The organism is Pantoea sp. OXWO6B1 (assembly GCF_001641135.1).
In the GTDB taxonomy this organism is placed as follows: domain Bacteria; phylum Pseudomonadota; class Gammaproteobacteria; order Enterobacterales; family Enterobacteriaceae; genus Pantoea; species Pantoea allii.
Genome location: NZ_LWLR01000001.1, coordinates 3845785 through 3861512, shown reverse-complemented (window position 1 = coordinate 3861512; position 15728 = coordinate 3845785). Strand labels below are relative to the sequence as shown.

The following is a 15728-nucleotide window of genomic DNA, read 5'->3' as shown; positions in this document are numbered from 1 at the left end:
GTGAGCAATTCATCATGTGGAAAGGATTACATCAGCTGGCAAAGCCTGAACGGCTCTATCAGTTATGCGGTCGGCTGGTGCCGTGGTGCGCCGTGGCCTGCATAGCGAGTTTGCTGCTGGCATGGGTGTGGGGATTTGGCTATGCACCGCCGGACTATCAGCAGGGCGACAGCTTTCGGATTATGTATATTCACGTTCCTGCGGCAATGTGGTCGATGGGCGTTTACAGCGCCATGGCGGTTGCCGCATTCACCGGCCTGGTATGGCAAATGAAAATGGCCGATCTGGTTTCGGCAGCGATGGCACCAGTGGGAGCCGTCTTCACCTTCATTGCCTTAGTCACCGGTTCTGCCTGGGGCAAACCGATGTGGGGCACCTGGTGGATTTGGGACGCCAGATTAACGTCTGAGCTGGTGCTGCTGTTTTTATATCTTGGCGTTATCGCGCTGTACCATGCGTTTGACGATCGCCGGACGGCTGGGCGCGCGGCCAGCGTGCTGATTCTGGTCGGCGTGATCAATCTGCCCATCATTCATTTTTCCGTGCAGTGGTGGAATACCCTGCACCAGGGATCGTCCGGGCTGATGCAGCAGGCGATAGCGCCACCGATGCGCACGCCGCTGCGCTGGGCGATTCTGGGTTACCTGTTGTTGTTTATTACCCTTACGCTACTGCGCCTGCGTAATCTCATCCTGCTAACGGAACGCCGACGTCCCTGGGCGATTGCACTTGCGAACTCAAGGAGCAAGTCATGACGCCTGCTTTTGCCTCATGGCATGACTTTTTTGCCATGGGAGGCTATGCCTTCTATGTCTGGCTGGCCGTCCTGTGTACGGTACTACCCATGTTGGGGCTGGCACTGCACGCGCTGCTGTCGCATCGTCGTCTGCTGGCTGACATTCGTCAGCGTGATGCCCGGGAGCGCCGCCTGCGTGCGGCCAGACGTCAACATGCCAGTGAACCGACAGGAGAGGAAAAGTGAATACCCGTCGTCGTCGTCGTCTGTATGTTGTGCTGGCGATACTAACCGGACTTGGGCTGGCTACGGCGCTGGTAATGTATGCGCTGCGGTCCAATATCGATCTGTTTTACACGCCGGGTGAAATTATCAATGGCAAAGGCGAGGCGCATATCAGGCCTGAGCCGGGACTGCGCCTGCGCGTGGGCGGCATGGTGATGCCCGGCAGCGTGACACGCGATCCCCAAACCCTGGCCGTCGCCTTTCAGCTTTATGACGGCAGCGCCGTGGTCAGCGTTAACTTTGTCGGCATCTTACCGGACTTGTTTCGTGAAGGTCAGGGCGTCGTAGCTCAGGGCGTTCTTGAACCCGGCAATCTGATTAACGCGAAAGAGGTGCTGGCGAAACATGATGAAAACTACACGCCACCCGAAATTACCATGGCAATGAAGCCCGCACCGCAAGGGCAGGAAGCCATGAAACAGCAGGCAGGGAACACACCATGATGCCAGAAGTGGGCAGTTTTTTACTCTGTCTCGGCTTAGCGCTGGCGCTCCTGCTCAGCGTTTATCCACTGTGGGGCGCATGGCGTCAGGACGCGCGTTTAATGGCAATGGCGCGCCCGCTTGCCGCCGGTTTGTTTGCCTGCATCGCGGGCGCATTTATGCTGCTGGTATGGGCCTTTATCGTTAATGATTTCACCGTCAGCTATGTCGTGAATAACGCCAATACGCTCCTGCCGGTGTATTACCGCATTGCCGCGACCTGGGGCGCGCACGAAGGCTCGTTGCTGTTGTGGGTGCTGCTGCTCAGCAGCTGGACGCTGGCCGTGGCAATATTGAGCCGTGGTATGCCGCAGGACGCGCTGGCCCGTGTGTTGTCAGTGATGGGGATGATTAATCTGGGCTTTTTGCTGTTTATTATCCTCACCTCAAATCCGTTTAGCCGGACGCTCCCCGATTATCCTGTAGACGGTCGCGATCTCAACCCAATGTTGCAGGATATCGGTCTGATTTTTCATCCGCCACTGCTGTATATGGGTTATGTCGGCTTCTCCGTGGCCTTTGCGTTTGCCATCGCCTCGTTAATGGCGGGACGGCTGGATACGGCCTGGGCCCGCTGGTCGCGCCCCTGGACCACCGCCGCCTGGCTCTTTCTCACCATCGGCATTGTGCTGGGTTCAGCCTGGGCTTATTACGAACTGGGCTGGGGCGGCTGGTGGTTTTGGGACCCGGTGGAAAACGCGTCCTTTATGCCGTGGCTGGCGGGCACCGCTTTGATGCATTCGCTGGCGGTCACGGAAAAACGCGGCACCTTCAAAGCCTGGACGGTGTTGTTGGCCATCACCGCGTTCTCACTGAGCCTGCTCGGCACCTTCCTGGTTCGCTCTGGCGTGCTGGTGTCGGTGCACGCTTTTGCCTCCGATCCTGCGCGCGGCATGTTTATTCTGGCATTCCTGGTGATTGTGATTGGCAGTTCACTGCTGCTGTATGCCATTAAAGGCGGACAGGTGCGCAGTCGGGTGCAAAATGAACTCTGGTCGCGCGAATCTTTCCTGCTGGGGAATAACGTACTGTTGATTGCGGCTATGCTGGTGGTGCTGCTCGGTACGCTATTGCCCTTAGTGCATAAGCAATTAGGCCTGGGCAGCATTTCGGTAGGCGAACCCTTCTTTAATACGATGTTTAGTTGGTTAATGGCCCCGCTGGCATTGATGCTCGGTATTGGGCCGTTAGTGCGCTGGCGACGTGATGAACCGCAAAAACTGGTGCGCCGTTTGGTGTTAGCGCTGATCGTCACGCTGATCGCGTCCGTGCTGCTGCCCTGGTGGTTGCAGGATCGTGTTGAAGCCATGACGGTGGTGGGATTACTGATGGCGGTATGGATCATCGTGTTGACCCTGATGGAGCTGCATGAACGCGCCACCCATCGTCACCGTTTTTTCACCGGATTACGTCATCTTTCGCGCAGTCACTGGGGCATGATGCTGGGACACCTTGGCGTGGGCGTCACCGTGATTGGCATTGCGTTCAGTACTCAATACAGCGTTGAGCGCGATGTAAGAATGAAAGCAGGCGACAGCGTCGATATCCATCACTACCATTTTGTTTTTCGTGATGTTCAGGAGTTACAAGGCCCTAACTACAGTGGCGGCGTCGCAGTCATTGATGTTTCTCGCAAGGGCAAGCCGGAAGCCATCCTGTATGCCGAAAAACGCTTTTACTCTGCTGCGCGTACCATGATGACCGAGGCGGCTATTGACGGGGGTTTTACCCGTGATCTTTACGCTGCGCTGGGTGAAGAGCTGAATGACGGCAGCTGGGCGGTGCGTCTTTACTACAAACCTTTTGTTCGCTGGATCTGGTTTGGTGGGCTGTTCATGGCTGTCGGCGGCCTGTTCTGTTTACTGGACCCCCGTTATCGCTCGCGCAAGAAAGCCGATCCTGAGGCGCAGGTATGAAAAAAATTCTGTTTGTTCCGCTGGGATTATTTTTACTGCTGGCAGCCGCCCTCCTGTGGCAACTGTCACGGAATGCTGAAGGGGACGATCCTTCCCGGCTGGAGTCAGCTCTGATTGGCCAGCCCCTGCCCGTTTTCAGGCTGGAGGCGCTGGATAAACCGGGTCAAACCTATAATCAGCAGACGCTGATTACCGGTAAGCCGCTGTTGCTGAACGTCTGGGCGACCTGGTGTCCAACCTGCCGCGCCGAGCATCGTTATCTTAATGCGCTGGCAGAGCAGGGCGTCCGTGTTGTAGGGCTGAACTACAAAGACGATCGCCAAAAGGCGGTGACCTGGCTGAATACGCTGGGCAATCCTTATGCGCTCAGCCTGTATGATGGTGACGGAATGCTGGGCCTCGATCTTGGCGTCTACGGTGCACCTGAAACTTTTCTGATTGATGGCAACGGGATTATTCGCTATCGCCATGCCGGTGACCTGAATCCGCGCGTCTGGCAACAGGAAGTGAAGCCGTTGTGGGATAAATATATGAAGGAGAGCGGCGCATGAAATCCCTTGTGATGATGATCTGTGGGCTGCTGTTTAGCGCCAGCCTGTGGGCCGCGATGGATACCTATGCATTTGACTCCGTCGCGCAGGAAGAGCAGTACCGGGACATCACGGCCTCGCTGCGCTGCCCTAAGTGCCAGAACAACAGCATTGCCGACTCCAACGCCATGATTGCGTCAGATATGCGGTTAAAAGTTTACCAACTGATGAAACAGGGACAGAGTCGTCAGCAGATCGTCGACTATATGGTGGCGCGCTATGGCCATTTCGTCAGCTACCAGCCGCCTGTCACCCCATCCACCCTGATCTTATGGGCCGGGCCGGCACTGTTTGTGGTACTGGGCGCTGCCGTGATCGTGCTGCGTAGTCGTCAGCGCAAAACCCGCAGCGAGCTTGATGATGAAGAACAGCAGCGCCTGGCGGCGATTTTGAAGTCGGACAGGAAAGTATAATGGCGGTTTTTTTAATCACGATGTTGCTGCTCCTGCTGGCGGCCTGCGTGCTGTTTTTGGCGGCAGGCTGGCGACAACGCGAGGCGCGCGGAGATGCGCGCGACAGCCTTAACACACATTTTTATCAGCAACGGTTGGCTGAACTCACTCAGGATGAAGAACAGGGCGTGATTGCCGATCGGGCCGTGATGGAGCGAGAGTTGCAGCAAACCCTGCTCAGTGACATCCCGCCTGCGTCGGAGACCCACGCGCACAGCAGCAGCCGTCGTTGGGTGCTGTTACCCGGCCTTATCGTGTTGATCGTCGTGTCTGTGGCGAGCTATCTCAAAACCGGCGGATTAACGCAGTTGAGTGGCTGGATGCAGATACAGGAAGACTATCCGGCGCTGCGCGCGCAGGTCATGGACCCTCATGCCCGGCCGCTTACCCTGGAGCAACTCTCACGTTTACAGCTCGGTTTGCGCAGCCAACTGCAAAGCGAACCTGATAATCCTGGCGGCTGGGCGATGCTGGGCCGTCTTGGTATGGTACTCAATGATGCCACAACCGCCCGTCAGGCGTTTGAGCGAGCACTCCAGTTAGCACCCAACAATATGGCCTTAAAGCAGGATTATGCCGAGGTACTGACGCGATCGGGCGATCCTCAGGATAACCGCCAGGCCGGGCTGTTGCTTAAGGATCTGCTTAAACAGCATCCGCAGAATATCCGCACGCTGAGTCTGCTGGCCTATAATGCGTTTGAACAGCAGCAGTATTCGCAGGCCATAGACAGTTGGGAAACGCTGTTGCACGTGTTGCCGACCGATGATCCTCGTCGCGACGGCATCGCGCGCAGCATTGAACAAGCCAAAACAGACGCCGGGCAGCAAAACACACAGCTGGCGGTCGACGTGACACTTTCTCCGCAGGCAGAAAAAATGTTACCGCCGGGCGGAGTCATGTATATTTCGGTTACTGACGGTATATCGCCTGTCCCGGTGGCGGTGAAGCGGCTATCGCCCGGCCATTTTCCCGTATCGCTGACGCTGGATGACAGTAATGCCATGTTGCAAGATCGCCGTCTTTCGGCGCAGAAACAGATCCAGGTGCGCGTCAGAATTTCACGCAATGGCCGCGCCAGTCCAGAGCCGGGCGACTGGTTCGGGCTTAGCGCAGTGGTTCCCTGGGATGGTCATCAGCATATTGCCGTGGCGATCGATCAGCAGCAGCCTTAACCGGCTGCTATCTGGCAATGTCTGAATCTGTGAACCGCACGGGAGATATCAGCTATGCTTGCTGCAATGCGCTGATCTACCCGGTGAAACTTGCAGGGTATAAATAACTTACATGCACAGGGAGAAAAAAATGGATCACCGCCTGACCAGCCTGGCCTTGGCCAGTGTGCTTCTGGTTGGTTGTGCCAGTTCAAAGCCTGACGACGACGCGCCTGCAGGGCGTAGCGATCCGCTTGAAGGCTTTAACCGCACAATGTTCAACTTCAACTATAACGTGCTGGACCCGTACGTGCTGCGCCCTGTGGCAGTCGCCTGGCGCGACTACGTGCCCGTGCCTGCACGTGCTGGCCTGAGCAACTTCCTGGGTAACCTTGGCGAGCCAGCCAGTATGGTGAATGCTATCCTGGTCGGCGATCCGCGTAACGCGGGTATCCACTTTACGCGCTTCTTCCTGAATACGGTGCTGGGGCTGGGCGGTTTCATCGATGTCGCTGGTAAAGCCAATCCGGAACTGGCACGTCAGGGATCGCAGCGTTTTGGTACTACGCTGGGTCATTATGGTGTGGGTTACGGTCCTTATGTGCAGTTACCTGGCTATGGGAGCTTCACGGTGCGTCAGGACGGCGGTGACTACGTCGATACGCTTTATCCTGTGCTTGGCTGGTTGACCTGGCCCATGTCGATTGGTAAATGGACACTGGAAGGCATTGAATCACGCGCGCAACTGCTGGACTCGGATGCCATCCTGAAACAGCAACGCGATCCTTACGCCTTTGTGCGTAGCGCCTATTTCCAGCGCTATGACTTCCTGGCGCGCGGCGGCAAGTTGAAGCCAGAAGATAATCCTAACGCTGCGGCGATTCAGGGCGATCTGAAAGATATTGATTCTCAGTAAGCCACGGCGAGTGAAAAGCCGCCTGTGCAAAGGGCGGCCTCAGGATTGGCGCAGGATGATGTAAGGCTGTTACGCTGTCGTCCTGATAACGTTGATGATCGTTGGACAATAAAAAAGCGACACGCAGTGTCGCTTTTTTTATGCGTTTAGCGCATCAGAACTTGTAGTTAAAGCTCGCGCCATACAGCCAGGCTTTACCGCTGGAGTTAAAGGTATAGTTGCCTTCCTGTACGGTGACTTTCTGACCGTGCATGTAAGACACGCCGACATCTACCGATGCAGCGTCGTTAAACGCATAAGAGGCACCGGCGCTCAGCCACAAACGGTCCTGATCCGGGATAGAGATAGAACGTTTATCTGCCGGAACCGGGCTGTCATCAAAGGCGATACCGCTGCGGAAGGTCCAGTTTTTGTCGTACTGATAGGTGGTACCCAGTGCGATGCGGTAGGCATCATGGAAACCCTCATCTTTGTAAAACAGCGTCTGGCCGTTTGAGCCCGTCGCTTTCAACTCCTGGAACTGGCTCCAGCTGGTATAGGCCAGGCTATAGTGCACGGCCCACTGCGGTGCCACTTTATGCCAGCCTGAAACTTCCCACATTTCTGGCAGGTTCAGGGTTAGTGACCCCGGAATGGTATTACCGCTTGTGCCAAAAGGCGCACCGGGAAGATTAAAGGCATTGATAGCGGCGGGCAGATTACTTTTGTAATCCCCATCGAAATCGACTTTCACTTCAGAGCGGTAGGTGAAACCGAAACGGTTATTTTCATCCACTTCATACAAAATTCCGGCGTTCCAGCCGTAGCCCCATTTGTCACCTTTCAGGCGGGCAATCTGCGTATCAGCCGGAATGCCGAGTGCAGAGAAGGATTCGCCAGCATAACGCTCAATTTTTGCTTTGGCATAAACAGCGTCAAAGCCCACACCGAAGCTGAAATGCTCATTCAGACGATAAGCGGTGCTGAGGTTCAGGTTAGCGGTCATCAGGTCGGTTTTACCGCCGAATCCCCCCGCGGTATAGCCATCATTAAATTCTGTCGCCAGGCCGTAGTTTGAGGTCGCTGATGCGCCAACCCACCATTGATCGTTAATCGGCTGGACGTAATGCAGGTTAGGGATCCACTGATTGGGGGCGATGTTTTTCGCATCCAGACTGCGTCCCGATGGACTTTGCCCACTGATATCGACCTGAGGATCAATATAAACCGCACCGATAGAAAACTCAGGACGATCCATGAGCGCCATGGTTGCCGGGTTACGACTGGCTGAGGCCGCCGTATCACCCATTGCGCCTTCGCCAGAATAAGCGCGACCTAAACCAATGGAAGAAAATTCATTTAACTGAAATCCGGCTGCGTATACGTTAGAGGAAATTAGCGCTACTGCAGCTGCCACGGCTGACTTTGCGAACAGGTTTTTATGGTTCATGACCACAACCTCATGTGAATTATTATTTAACGTTGTGACGTCGCGTAACAAGGAACGGCGGATTGTATGGACTGATGTCAAACGTACATATCAGACCAGTGCGGAGAGTATAGGTCCGACCTGTACACATGTTGCAATATTGTTTTTAAAATATTTCCAATTTGATCGATGAAAATTCGATCTGCTTAACACTTCTCAGGATAAAACGGCAAGAGAGGCAGGATTAAAACTGATCCATATCAAATTTTATTGTGATATTCGTCACTTAGCGCGGTGTGTCTGGCAGCCTGAAAAACGAAGGCGTAAAATTTTTAGCAGAAAATTACCCACCTTATGATGTGTTGTCAGGAGAGACCCATGACTGATGCTTTAAAAAAATGTAGCGCGACAGAAACGGCTGCGTGCTGTTGTGTCGATGTCGGTACGGTGATGGATAATTCGGACTGTACGGCCAGCTGGTCAGAATGGTTTGCCCGGCGTGCCGAGGCGGAAAGTAAACTGGCCCGGCTGACTGAAAAAGCGCGGCAGGTCGAGTCCGAACCCTGCGTTATTCAAGCCAGCATGGTGGAAGAGGCCGACGGCGTGCAGCTTAATATCGATTTCACCTTTAGCTGTCAGGCTGAAACCCTGATTTTTCAACTCGGTTTACGTTAAGGCTTTCGACGCCGCTTCTGTGCGGCGTTTTTCATTTTCGTGTTTCTCATCTCACTTTTCTCCTCCTGATGTTGGCGGCGCCCCGGCTTGTGGTTAACACTGTGGATCAGGTCAGACCTCTTTCGGCAATGATGCCTCGGTCACGATGTACAGGTGAAAACAATGAGCAAAGCGCAGTCACTGCTGACGCGTAATGGCGAGCGCATCGCCATAACCCACGGATTACGTACACCTTTCCTTCGCCAGGCTACGGGTTTTCACGGCATCCCAGCGGTCGAACTGGGCCGCATGGTGATAAGCGAAATCATGGCCCGCAGTGAGCTTCCGGTCGACATCATCGAACAACTGGTCTTCGGGCAGGTGGTGCAGATGCCGGAAGCACCGAATATTGCGCGTGAGATTGTGCTGAGCAGTGGCCTGAGTGTGAATACCGACGCCTACAGCGTCAGCCGGGCCTGCGCCACCAGCTTTCAGGCGGTGGCAAACGTCACTGAAAGCTTACTGGCCGGCACCATTTCTGCGGGCATTGCGGGCGGGGCTGACTCCTCCTCGGTGTTGCCTGTCGGAGTGAGTAAAACACTGGCGCGTGCGCTGGTGGACTTGAATAAAGCGCGTAGCTTTTCGCAGAAGTTACATATTCTGCGGCGGTTGCGGCCCCGAGATCTGTTACCGGTGCCGCCTGCGGTCGCGGAATATTCCACAGGATTACGCATGGGTGATACTGCAGAACAGATGGCGAAAACGCACGGCATTAGCCGGGAAGAGCAGGACGCGCTGGCCTTGCGATCGCATCAGCGTGCAGCCCAGGCCTGGCAGTCAGGGGTGCTGAATCAGGAAGTGATGGCCGCTTTTGTGCCGCCGTGGAAAACGCCCATTGAACAGGATAATAATGTGCGCATGGATGCGAAAGCCGCCGACTATGCCCGACTGCGTCCGGCGTTTGACCGCCAGCACGGTACTGTCACCGCGGCAAACAGCACGCCGCTTACCGACGGTGCGGCGGCAGTCATTTTGATGCGTGAAGGCCGGGCAAAAGAGCTTGGTTTACAGCCGCTGGGCTACTTACGCAGCTATGCGTTTACCGCTATCGACGTCTGGCAGGACATGCTGCTAGGGCCGGCCTATGCTTCACCTTTAGCGCTGGATCGCGCCGGAATCACGCTAAGTGATTTAACCCTGATAGATATGCACGAGGCGTTCGCGGCGCAGACGTTAAGCAATTTAAAAATGTTCCGTGATGAACGCTTTGCCCGGGACGTGCTAAACCGTCCGCATGCGCTGGGCGAGGTCGACGAGGCGCGCTTTAACGTCTCGGGCGGATCGATCGCCTTTGGGCATCCCTTTGCCGCCACCGGTGCGCGCATGATCACCCAGACGTTAAATGAATTACGCCGCCGGGGCGGGGGGCTGGGTTTAGTCACGGCCTGTGCCGCCGGGGGTTTAGGTGCAGCAATGGTTCTGGAGGCCGAATAATGGAACAGAGCGCTTTCACATTACAAATGCGGGACGATCACGTTGGCGTGATCACCATTGATGTGCCAGATGAAAAGATGAATACGCTAAAGGCGGAGTTTGCGGCACAGATTGCGGCGATCATCGCGCAGGCGCGCAAGAACCCGCAGTTGCTGGGGCTGGTGCTGATTTCCGGCAAGCCTGACAACTTTGTTGCAGGTGCCGATATCAGCATGATCGATCGTTGTCGAAACGCCCATGAGGCGGAAGCGCTGGCGAGACAAGGACAGGAGGTGATGGCCGCTATCGCAGCCTTACCTTTTCCGGTGGTGGCAGCGATCCACGGTGCCTGCCTGGGCGGTGGTCTTGAGCTGGCGCTGGCCTGTAACACGCGCATCTGCTCGCTGGATGATAAAACCCGCATCGGCCTGCCGGAGGTACAGTTGGGATTACTGCCGGGCTCGGGCGGTACCCAGCGTCTGCCTCGCTTAATCGGCGTGCAGAAAGCGCTACCGCTCATTCTTACCGGTAAAAATCTGCGAGCAAAACAGGCGAAAAAGCTGGGCATTGTGGACGATGCCGTGCCGCAGGCCATTCTGCTGGATACCGCCATTGCGCAGGTAAAAAAAGGAAAATTCCGCAGAGCGCCGCTGCCATTGCGCGATCGACTGCTGCAAGGCCCGGTGGCTCGCCAGGCGCTGTTCGCGCTGGTCAGGCGTGAAACCGACCGTAAAACGCAGGGTAACTATCCTGCGGCACAGCGCATCATCGAGGTGGTACGCATCGGCCTGGAGCAGAACAGCCAGGCCGGTTATGCCGCCGAGGCACGCGCGTTTGGCGAGCTGGCGATGACACCCGAGTCGGCCGCGCTGCGCAGTCTGTTTTTTGCCTCAACAGCGCTGAAGAAAGAGAACGGGACCCGTGCCGAACCACGACTCATCCAGCGGATTGGGGTTTTGGGAGGCGGACTGATGGGCGGCGGGATCGCCAGCGTCAGCGCCATCAATGCCGGGTTGCCGGTGCGCATCAAAGACATCAGCCTGCAAGGCATCAACCATGCGCTGCAAACCAGTTGGGCGCTGCTCGGTAAAAAAGTGAAACGTCGGCAGTTAAGTCCGGCGCAGCGTCAGCAGCAGATGGCACGCATCAGCGGCGGCACGGATTATCAGGGTTTTGCTCACCGCGATATGGTCATTGAGGCGGTGTTTGAGGATCTGGCGCTTAAAAGGCAGATGGTGGCCGACGTCGAGGCGCATTGTCAGCCTGATACGATCTTTGCGTCTAACACGTCATCGATCCCTATTGCGGAGATTGCCGCGACGGCCCAGCGTCCGCAGAACATCATCGGTCTGCATTACTTTAGTCCGGTAGAAAAAATGCCGCTGGTGGAGGTGATTCCGCATGCGACAACCTCACCTGAAACGCTGGCCAGCACGGTCACGCTGGCACGAAAACAGGGTAAAACGCCGATAGTGGTGGCGGACAAACCGGGCTTTTACGTCAACCGTATTCTGACGCCTTACATCAATGAAGCCATGCGCTGTGTGGTGGAAGGGGAGCCGATCGATCACATCGATCGGGCACTGGTGAAGTTTGGTTTCCCGGTCGGGCCGGTTCAGTTACTGGATGAAGTGGGGATTGATGTCGGCAGTAAAATCTCCCCGGGGTTACAACAGGCTTATGGCGAGCGGTTTGCTGCGCCTTCTGCGCTGGATGCGGTGATTCAGGACGGACGCAAAGGGCGTAAAAACGGTAAGGGGTTTTATCTGTATGGATCGTCGCGATTCGCGCGCAAAAAAGTCGATCCCGCGGTGTACAGCTTATTGAAGCGTAAACCGGTGAAGACGCAGAGTGGCGCGCAGATTGCCGAGCGTTGTGTGTTGATGATGTTAAACGAAGCGGTGCGCTGTCTGGATGAGCAGATTATTCGCTCGCCGCGGGACGGTGATATCGGTGCCGTGTTTGGCATTGGCTTTCCGCCGTTCCTGGGAGGGCCGTTTCATTACATTGACAGGCTGGGCGCAGCAGAGATGGTGAGCAGATTAACGCGGCTTGAGCAGCAATACGGTGACCGTTTTGCGCCCTGTGACGCATTGCTGCGCGCAGCGGAGCAGCAGACAAAGTTTTACACTTCTTCATAAATACGAATACCCATCCTGATTCAGGGGGTTAGAAACGCGCCGCACAAGCGTGAGGCGTTACACGAATCTGACAGGTGCTTATTTAATAAACAACCGGTTGACTATACTGAAGTCATTAGGGTACAACACGACGTTCATTCGCAGAATGAAGCGCCTGACGCGAATGCATCAGGCGATGTCGACAAACTACAGCGGTGCTTTATGCAAGTTTTTATCATGCGTCACGGCGATGCGGCTCTTGAGGCTGCCAGTGATTCGGTCAGGCCTTTAACGCTTTGTGGATGTGACGAATCACGTCAGATGGCAAACTGGTTAAAAGGTCAGTCTGTTGACATTGAACGTGTACTGGTCAGTCCTTATCTGCGTGCGCAGCAAACGCTCGCCACGTTTCGTGAGGCCTTTCCTTTGCCAGACGGTGAGGATATTTTGCCGGAACTCACGCCCGGCGGCGATCCCGGTCTGGTGGGATGCCATTTGCAGGCGCTGGCCAATGAAGGGGTGAAATCGGTGCTGGTGATCTCTCACTTACCGTTGGTGGGATACCTGGTGTCGGAACTGTGCCCCCAGGAAACACCGCCAATGTTTGCCACTTCTGCAATTGCCTGCGTTGACTTCGATCCCGCTGAAAGCCAGGGCACATTGCTGTGGCAGATTAGCCCGAAAAAACTGGCGAAAGCCATGTAATGATGTCGGGCCATAAAATGGCCCGAACATGCATGAATCCACAACGGAACAACCATCCCGTCAGGCTTTTCCCGAACAGATTACGCAATCACAAAACGTGATACCGAGCCTGCCAGCGTTTGTGCCTGGTCATGAAGCGCACTGGCCGCCGCAGAGGACTGTTCCACTAACGCCGCGTTTTGCTGCGTCACATTATCCATTTCAACGATAGCCACGCCCACCTGCGCAATGCCGCGGTTCTGCTCTTCAGACGCCTGAGAAATCTCGTTCAGTATCTCTGTCACATTGCTGACTGAGGTAACGATTTCACCCATGGTGTTGCCTGTCTGACTGACCAGTTGCGAACCCGCGCTGATACGGGCAACCGAATCCTGAATCAGCGTTTCGATTTCTTTCGCGGCTAATGCGCTGCGCTGCGCCAGGTTTCTCACTTCACTGGCGACGACGGCAAAACCCCGACCCTGCTCGCCAGCCCGTGCCGCTTCGACCGCAGCGTTCAGTGCCAGAATATTGGTCTGAAACGCGATGCTGTTAATCACGGAGGTGATCTCCGAGATTTTTCCTGAGCTGGCAGAAATTTCATTCATGGTGCTGACCACGCTGGTAACCAGTTGTCCGCCACGGCTGGCCGTGTCGAAAGTTTCCTGTGCCAGTCTGCTGGAATGATGAATATTATCGGCATTCTGTTTTACGGTGGATGTCAGCTGCTCCATGCTGGCTGCCGTTTGCGCAAGGGCGGCCGCCTGACTTTCCGTTCGTGCAGACAAGTCATTATTCCCGGAGGCGATTTCTGCCGACGCCTGACTCACGCTGGTGACGCCGCTGCGGATACCGCTGATAATCCGGCGCAGTTCATCACTCATTTCACCTACCGCATGCATGAGTTCGCCCAGTTCATCCCGGCGAGAGGTGTGCATCACGGTGCTGAGATCGCCACGTGCCATTTGTCGGGCAATATGCAGAAGCTCAGATAAGGGACGCGTCAGCTGGCGGGTAATAAACAGCGCAATAAGAATACCCGCAATGATGGCACCAATAACAATGGTCGCCATCAGCCAAACGGCTTGTCTGGCATCGTGATTGGTGGCGTCCAGCTGTTGGGTAAACAACGCATTGCTCATATCGGTCAGGGTTTTGCCTGCCGCCGCCAGTTCGGCTGTGGCCTCTTCGCCCGCTTTTACCGAAGCCATCATCGCGCTGATATCCGCTTGTTTTGTCACGAGCTGTTCACTGATTTTGTCGATTGCTGCAGCGTCTGCGGGGGTAAGCCGAGATTTGATCTGCGCAATAAGTCCGACGGTTTCAGTGAGGAAGCTGCTGAGCACATTGCGATCTTCATCTTTATGCTCAAGGCCAAAGAGTTTCACCCGCACCGCTACGCCGCTCAAATGCTTATTGATCTCCTGCAACGCGGCGGCGGTCTGCGCGTCACCGTTATTGCTTGCGGCGAGCTGACCAATAGCACGCATCTCATCAGCCACGGAGAGGTTCGTCAGCGCCTGCGTACCGTCACGGACGGCCTGCACGGTACCGGCCCGTTTCTGCCGGTAAGTGGCAATGGCCGACGGCATCGCGGTAATCATTGCCTGCTGACTGTCATCCCAACGAAAAACGCCCAGGTTTTTCAAGTTCTGATCTACCTCTTTCAGCATGTCTTCGTTCAGAACGATGAATTTTTCATCATGTGTTTTAACGAATTGCAGGCGGGCATCTTTGGCCTGTGAAAACCGGTCATTGACGCTTTTAAGCTCCCTGAGCTTTTCGGCCCGCACGCTAATGTCATTCAGATTTTTAATGCCGCATATCGCGACAGCCAGACTCAACAATAAAATAAGCCCAAAACCGAGCATGAGCTTTTTGCCCACTTTTAAATTCTCAAAAAAATTACTCAACCCGCTCATTCAAAAAGTTCCCTTGGTCAATGTGCCAATAATGTTTAAACGTAATATGCCTAAATGCTTGAACGTTATCGGCAGCGGGAAAATTGTATTCAGTATAAATAGTTTCTTAAGCAAATAGTCTGCGTCAGCCTGAACAGAAATCAGCAGAACGCCCGGACAATAAGGGGCGGAATGACGCGTGATAAGGGAAGAAGGTGTAACGCAGTGGCGCGGATTCCCCCGGCAAAGGGGGAACAAGCGGGACGGCAGGGCAAGGGGCTTAAGACGTTTTTCTGCCTGAATATCAAGGCAATTCTGGCGGTTGCCACTCTTCAATTTCAATAAGGACTAATAACGCGGCATCGCCGCCAAACATTTTGGGTGCCTGGTGAAAGGCCATCACCCAGGGATGCTGGGCCAGCCACAACGGCGTTTGTTGCTTTAAAATATGTTTACCATGTCCGGTCATCACGCTGGCACAAAAAAGGTGTTCGCGACGACAGGCGGCAATCAACGCGCCTAACTCCTGCTTGGCTTGCATCTGGGTCAGCCCGTGCAGATCAAGAAAAATCTCTGGCGTGTAATCACCCCGGCGCAGCTTCTTCAGCTCAAAGTGGCTCACGTCGGCACGAACATAGCGCGTTGCCCCTTCAGTGGACAGCAGCGGCTGGAATTCATCTGAAAAGTAGTGGCTGTTATCCGCTTGTTCAGACAACAGTCTTTTTATCGGGACTTCCCGGGTTTTCACTGCCGGTTTGTGCACGATAGTGTCTTGTTTTAATTGACGCGTGCCCGTCATCAACTGGCGAAACAGCGCTTGATCATCCTGGCTCAGGGGGGTTTTTTTACTCATTATTCGTAAATCATATCTGAGGTGGCTGATTAACAGCAGAAGCCGATACCTTACCGTTAACCGTCATTAATTGTCAGCTTTTTCACCTTGCCGCGCTGAATTCT

General features: G+C 55.1%; 15 protein-coding genes. 12 read left to right on the top strand and 3 right to left on the bottom strand.

What is annotated here, in order from left to right:
- The first annotated feature begins 14 nt into the window (after nucleotides 1-14).
- The 8 genes from A6A26_RS20005 to mlaA all read left to right on the top strand — a co-directional run bounded on the left by A6A26_RS20005 (nucleotide 15) and on the right by mlaA (nucleotide 6531).
- Nucleotides 15-755, top strand: coding sequence for a heme ABC transporter permease (locus tag A6A26_RS20005; protein ID WP_063880363.1), 741 nt, complete (start codon nucleotides 15-17; stop codon nucleotides 753-755).
- The gene (gene ccmD / locus A6A26_RS20000) at nucleotides 752-982 is read left to right on the top strand and encodes a heme exporter protein CcmD (RefSeq protein WP_063880362.1); all 231 of its coding nucleotides are present in this window, start codon (nucleotides 752-754) and stop codon (nucleotides 980-982) included. Before A6A26_RS20005 ends, ccmD begins: the two co-directional genes overlap by 4 nt.
- Nucleotides 979-1464 carry a cytochrome c maturation protein CcmE gene (gene ccmE, locus A6A26_RS19995; protein ID WP_063880361.1) on the top strand — a complete coding sequence of 162 codons (486 nt, stop codon included), beginning with the start codon at nucleotides 979-981 and terminating at the stop codon, nucleotides 1462-1464. The genes ccmD and ccmE overlap by 4 nt, the downstream gene beginning before the upstream one ends.
- Nucleotides 1461-3419 carry a heme lyase CcmF/NrfE family subunit gene (locus A6A26_RS19990; protein ID WP_063880360.1) on the top strand — a complete coding sequence of 653 codons (1959 nt, stop codon included), beginning with the start codon at nucleotides 1461-1463 and terminating at the stop codon, nucleotides 3417-3419. Before ccmE ends, A6A26_RS19990 begins: the two co-directional genes overlap by 4 nt.
- Nucleotides 3416-3970: a DsbE family thiol:disulfide interchange protein gene (locus A6A26_RS19985; RefSeq protein WP_063880359.1), complete on the top strand. Its 555-nt coding sequence runs from the start codon at nucleotides 3416-3418 to the stop codon at nucleotides 3968-3970. Before A6A26_RS19990 ends, A6A26_RS19985 begins: the two co-directional genes overlap by 4 nt.
- On the top strand, nucleotides 3967-4422 hold the full coding sequence (locus A6A26_RS19980) for a cytochrome c-type biogenesis protein (protein ID WP_063880358.1): 456 nt from the start codon (nucleotides 3967-3969) through the stop codon (nucleotides 4420-4422). The genes A6A26_RS19985 and A6A26_RS19980 overlap by 4 nt, the downstream gene beginning before the upstream one ends.
- The gene (gene ccmI / locus A6A26_RS19975; protein WP_063880357.1) at nucleotides 4422-5636 is read left to right on the top strand and encodes a c-type cytochrome biogenesis protein CcmI; all 1215 of its coding nucleotides are present in this window, start codon (nucleotides 4422-4424) and stop codon (nucleotides 5634-5636) included. The genes A6A26_RS19980 and ccmI overlap by 1 nt, the downstream gene beginning before the upstream one ends.
- Before the next feature lie 130 nt (nucleotides 5637-5766).
- The gene (mlaA, locus tag A6A26_RS19970; protein ID WP_063880356.1) at nucleotides 5767-6531 is read left to right on the top strand and encodes a phospholipid-binding lipoprotein MlaA; all 765 of its coding nucleotides are present in this window, start codon (nucleotides 5767-5769) and stop codon (nucleotides 6529-6531) included.
- Nucleotides 6532-6685: 154 nt separating this feature from the next.
- On the opposite strand, the gene fadL is transcribed toward mlaA, so the two are convergent.
- A complete protein-coding gene (gene fadL, locus A6A26_RS19965) occupies nucleotides 6686-7960 on the bottom strand; it encodes a long-chain fatty acid transporter FadL (RefSeq protein WP_063880355.1) in 1275 nt (424 codons plus the stop codon).
- Nucleotides 7961-8317: 357 nt separating this feature from the next.
- On the opposite strand from fadL, the gene A6A26_RS19960 reads away from it, so the two are divergent.
- The 4 genes from A6A26_RS19960 to sixA all read left to right on the top strand — a co-directional run bounded on the left by A6A26_RS19960 (nucleotide 8318) and on the right by sixA (nucleotide 12891).
- Nucleotides 8318-8614: a YfcZ/YiiS family protein gene (locus A6A26_RS19960; protein WP_063880354.1), complete on the top strand. Its 297-nt coding sequence runs from the start codon at nucleotides 8318-8320 to the stop codon at nucleotides 8612-8614.
- A 162-nt stretch (nucleotides 8615-8776) separates the two neighbouring features.
- A complete protein-coding gene (gene fadI, locus A6A26_RS19955; RefSeq protein ID WP_063880353.1) occupies nucleotides 8777-10087 on the top strand; it encodes an acetyl-CoA C-acyltransferase FadI in 1311 nt (436 codons plus the stop codon).
- The gene (gene fadJ, locus A6A26_RS19950) at nucleotides 10087-12207 is read left to right on the top strand and encodes a fatty acid oxidation complex subunit alpha FadJ (RefSeq protein WP_063880352.1); all 2121 of its coding nucleotides are present in this window, start codon (nucleotides 10087-10089) and stop codon (nucleotides 12205-12207) included. Before fadI ends, fadJ begins: the two co-directional genes overlap by 1 nt.
- Before the next feature lie 201 nt (nucleotides 12208-12408).
- Nucleotides 12409-12891 (top strand): phosphohistidine phosphatase SixA, encoded by a 483-nt coding sequence (gene sixA, locus A6A26_RS19945; RefSeq protein ID WP_063880351.1) that lies wholly within the window; start codon nucleotides 12409-12411, stop codon nucleotides 12889-12891.
- Between the two features lie 80 nt (nucleotides 12892-12971).
- Here the strand turns inward: sixA and A6A26_RS19940 are convergent, their stop codons facing one another.
- Nucleotides 12972-14792: a methyl-accepting chemotaxis protein gene (locus tag A6A26_RS19940; protein WP_063880350.1), complete on the bottom strand. Its 1821-nt coding sequence runs from the start codon at nucleotides 14790-14792 to the stop codon at nucleotides 12972-12974.
- A 283-nt stretch (nucleotides 14793-15075) separates the two neighbouring features.
- A complete protein-coding gene (gene smrB, locus A6A26_RS19935; protein ID WP_063880349.1) occupies nucleotides 15076-15624 on the bottom strand; it encodes an endonuclease SmrB in 549 nt (182 codons plus the stop codon).
- Between the last annotated feature and the right edge of the window lie 104 nt (nucleotides 15625-15728).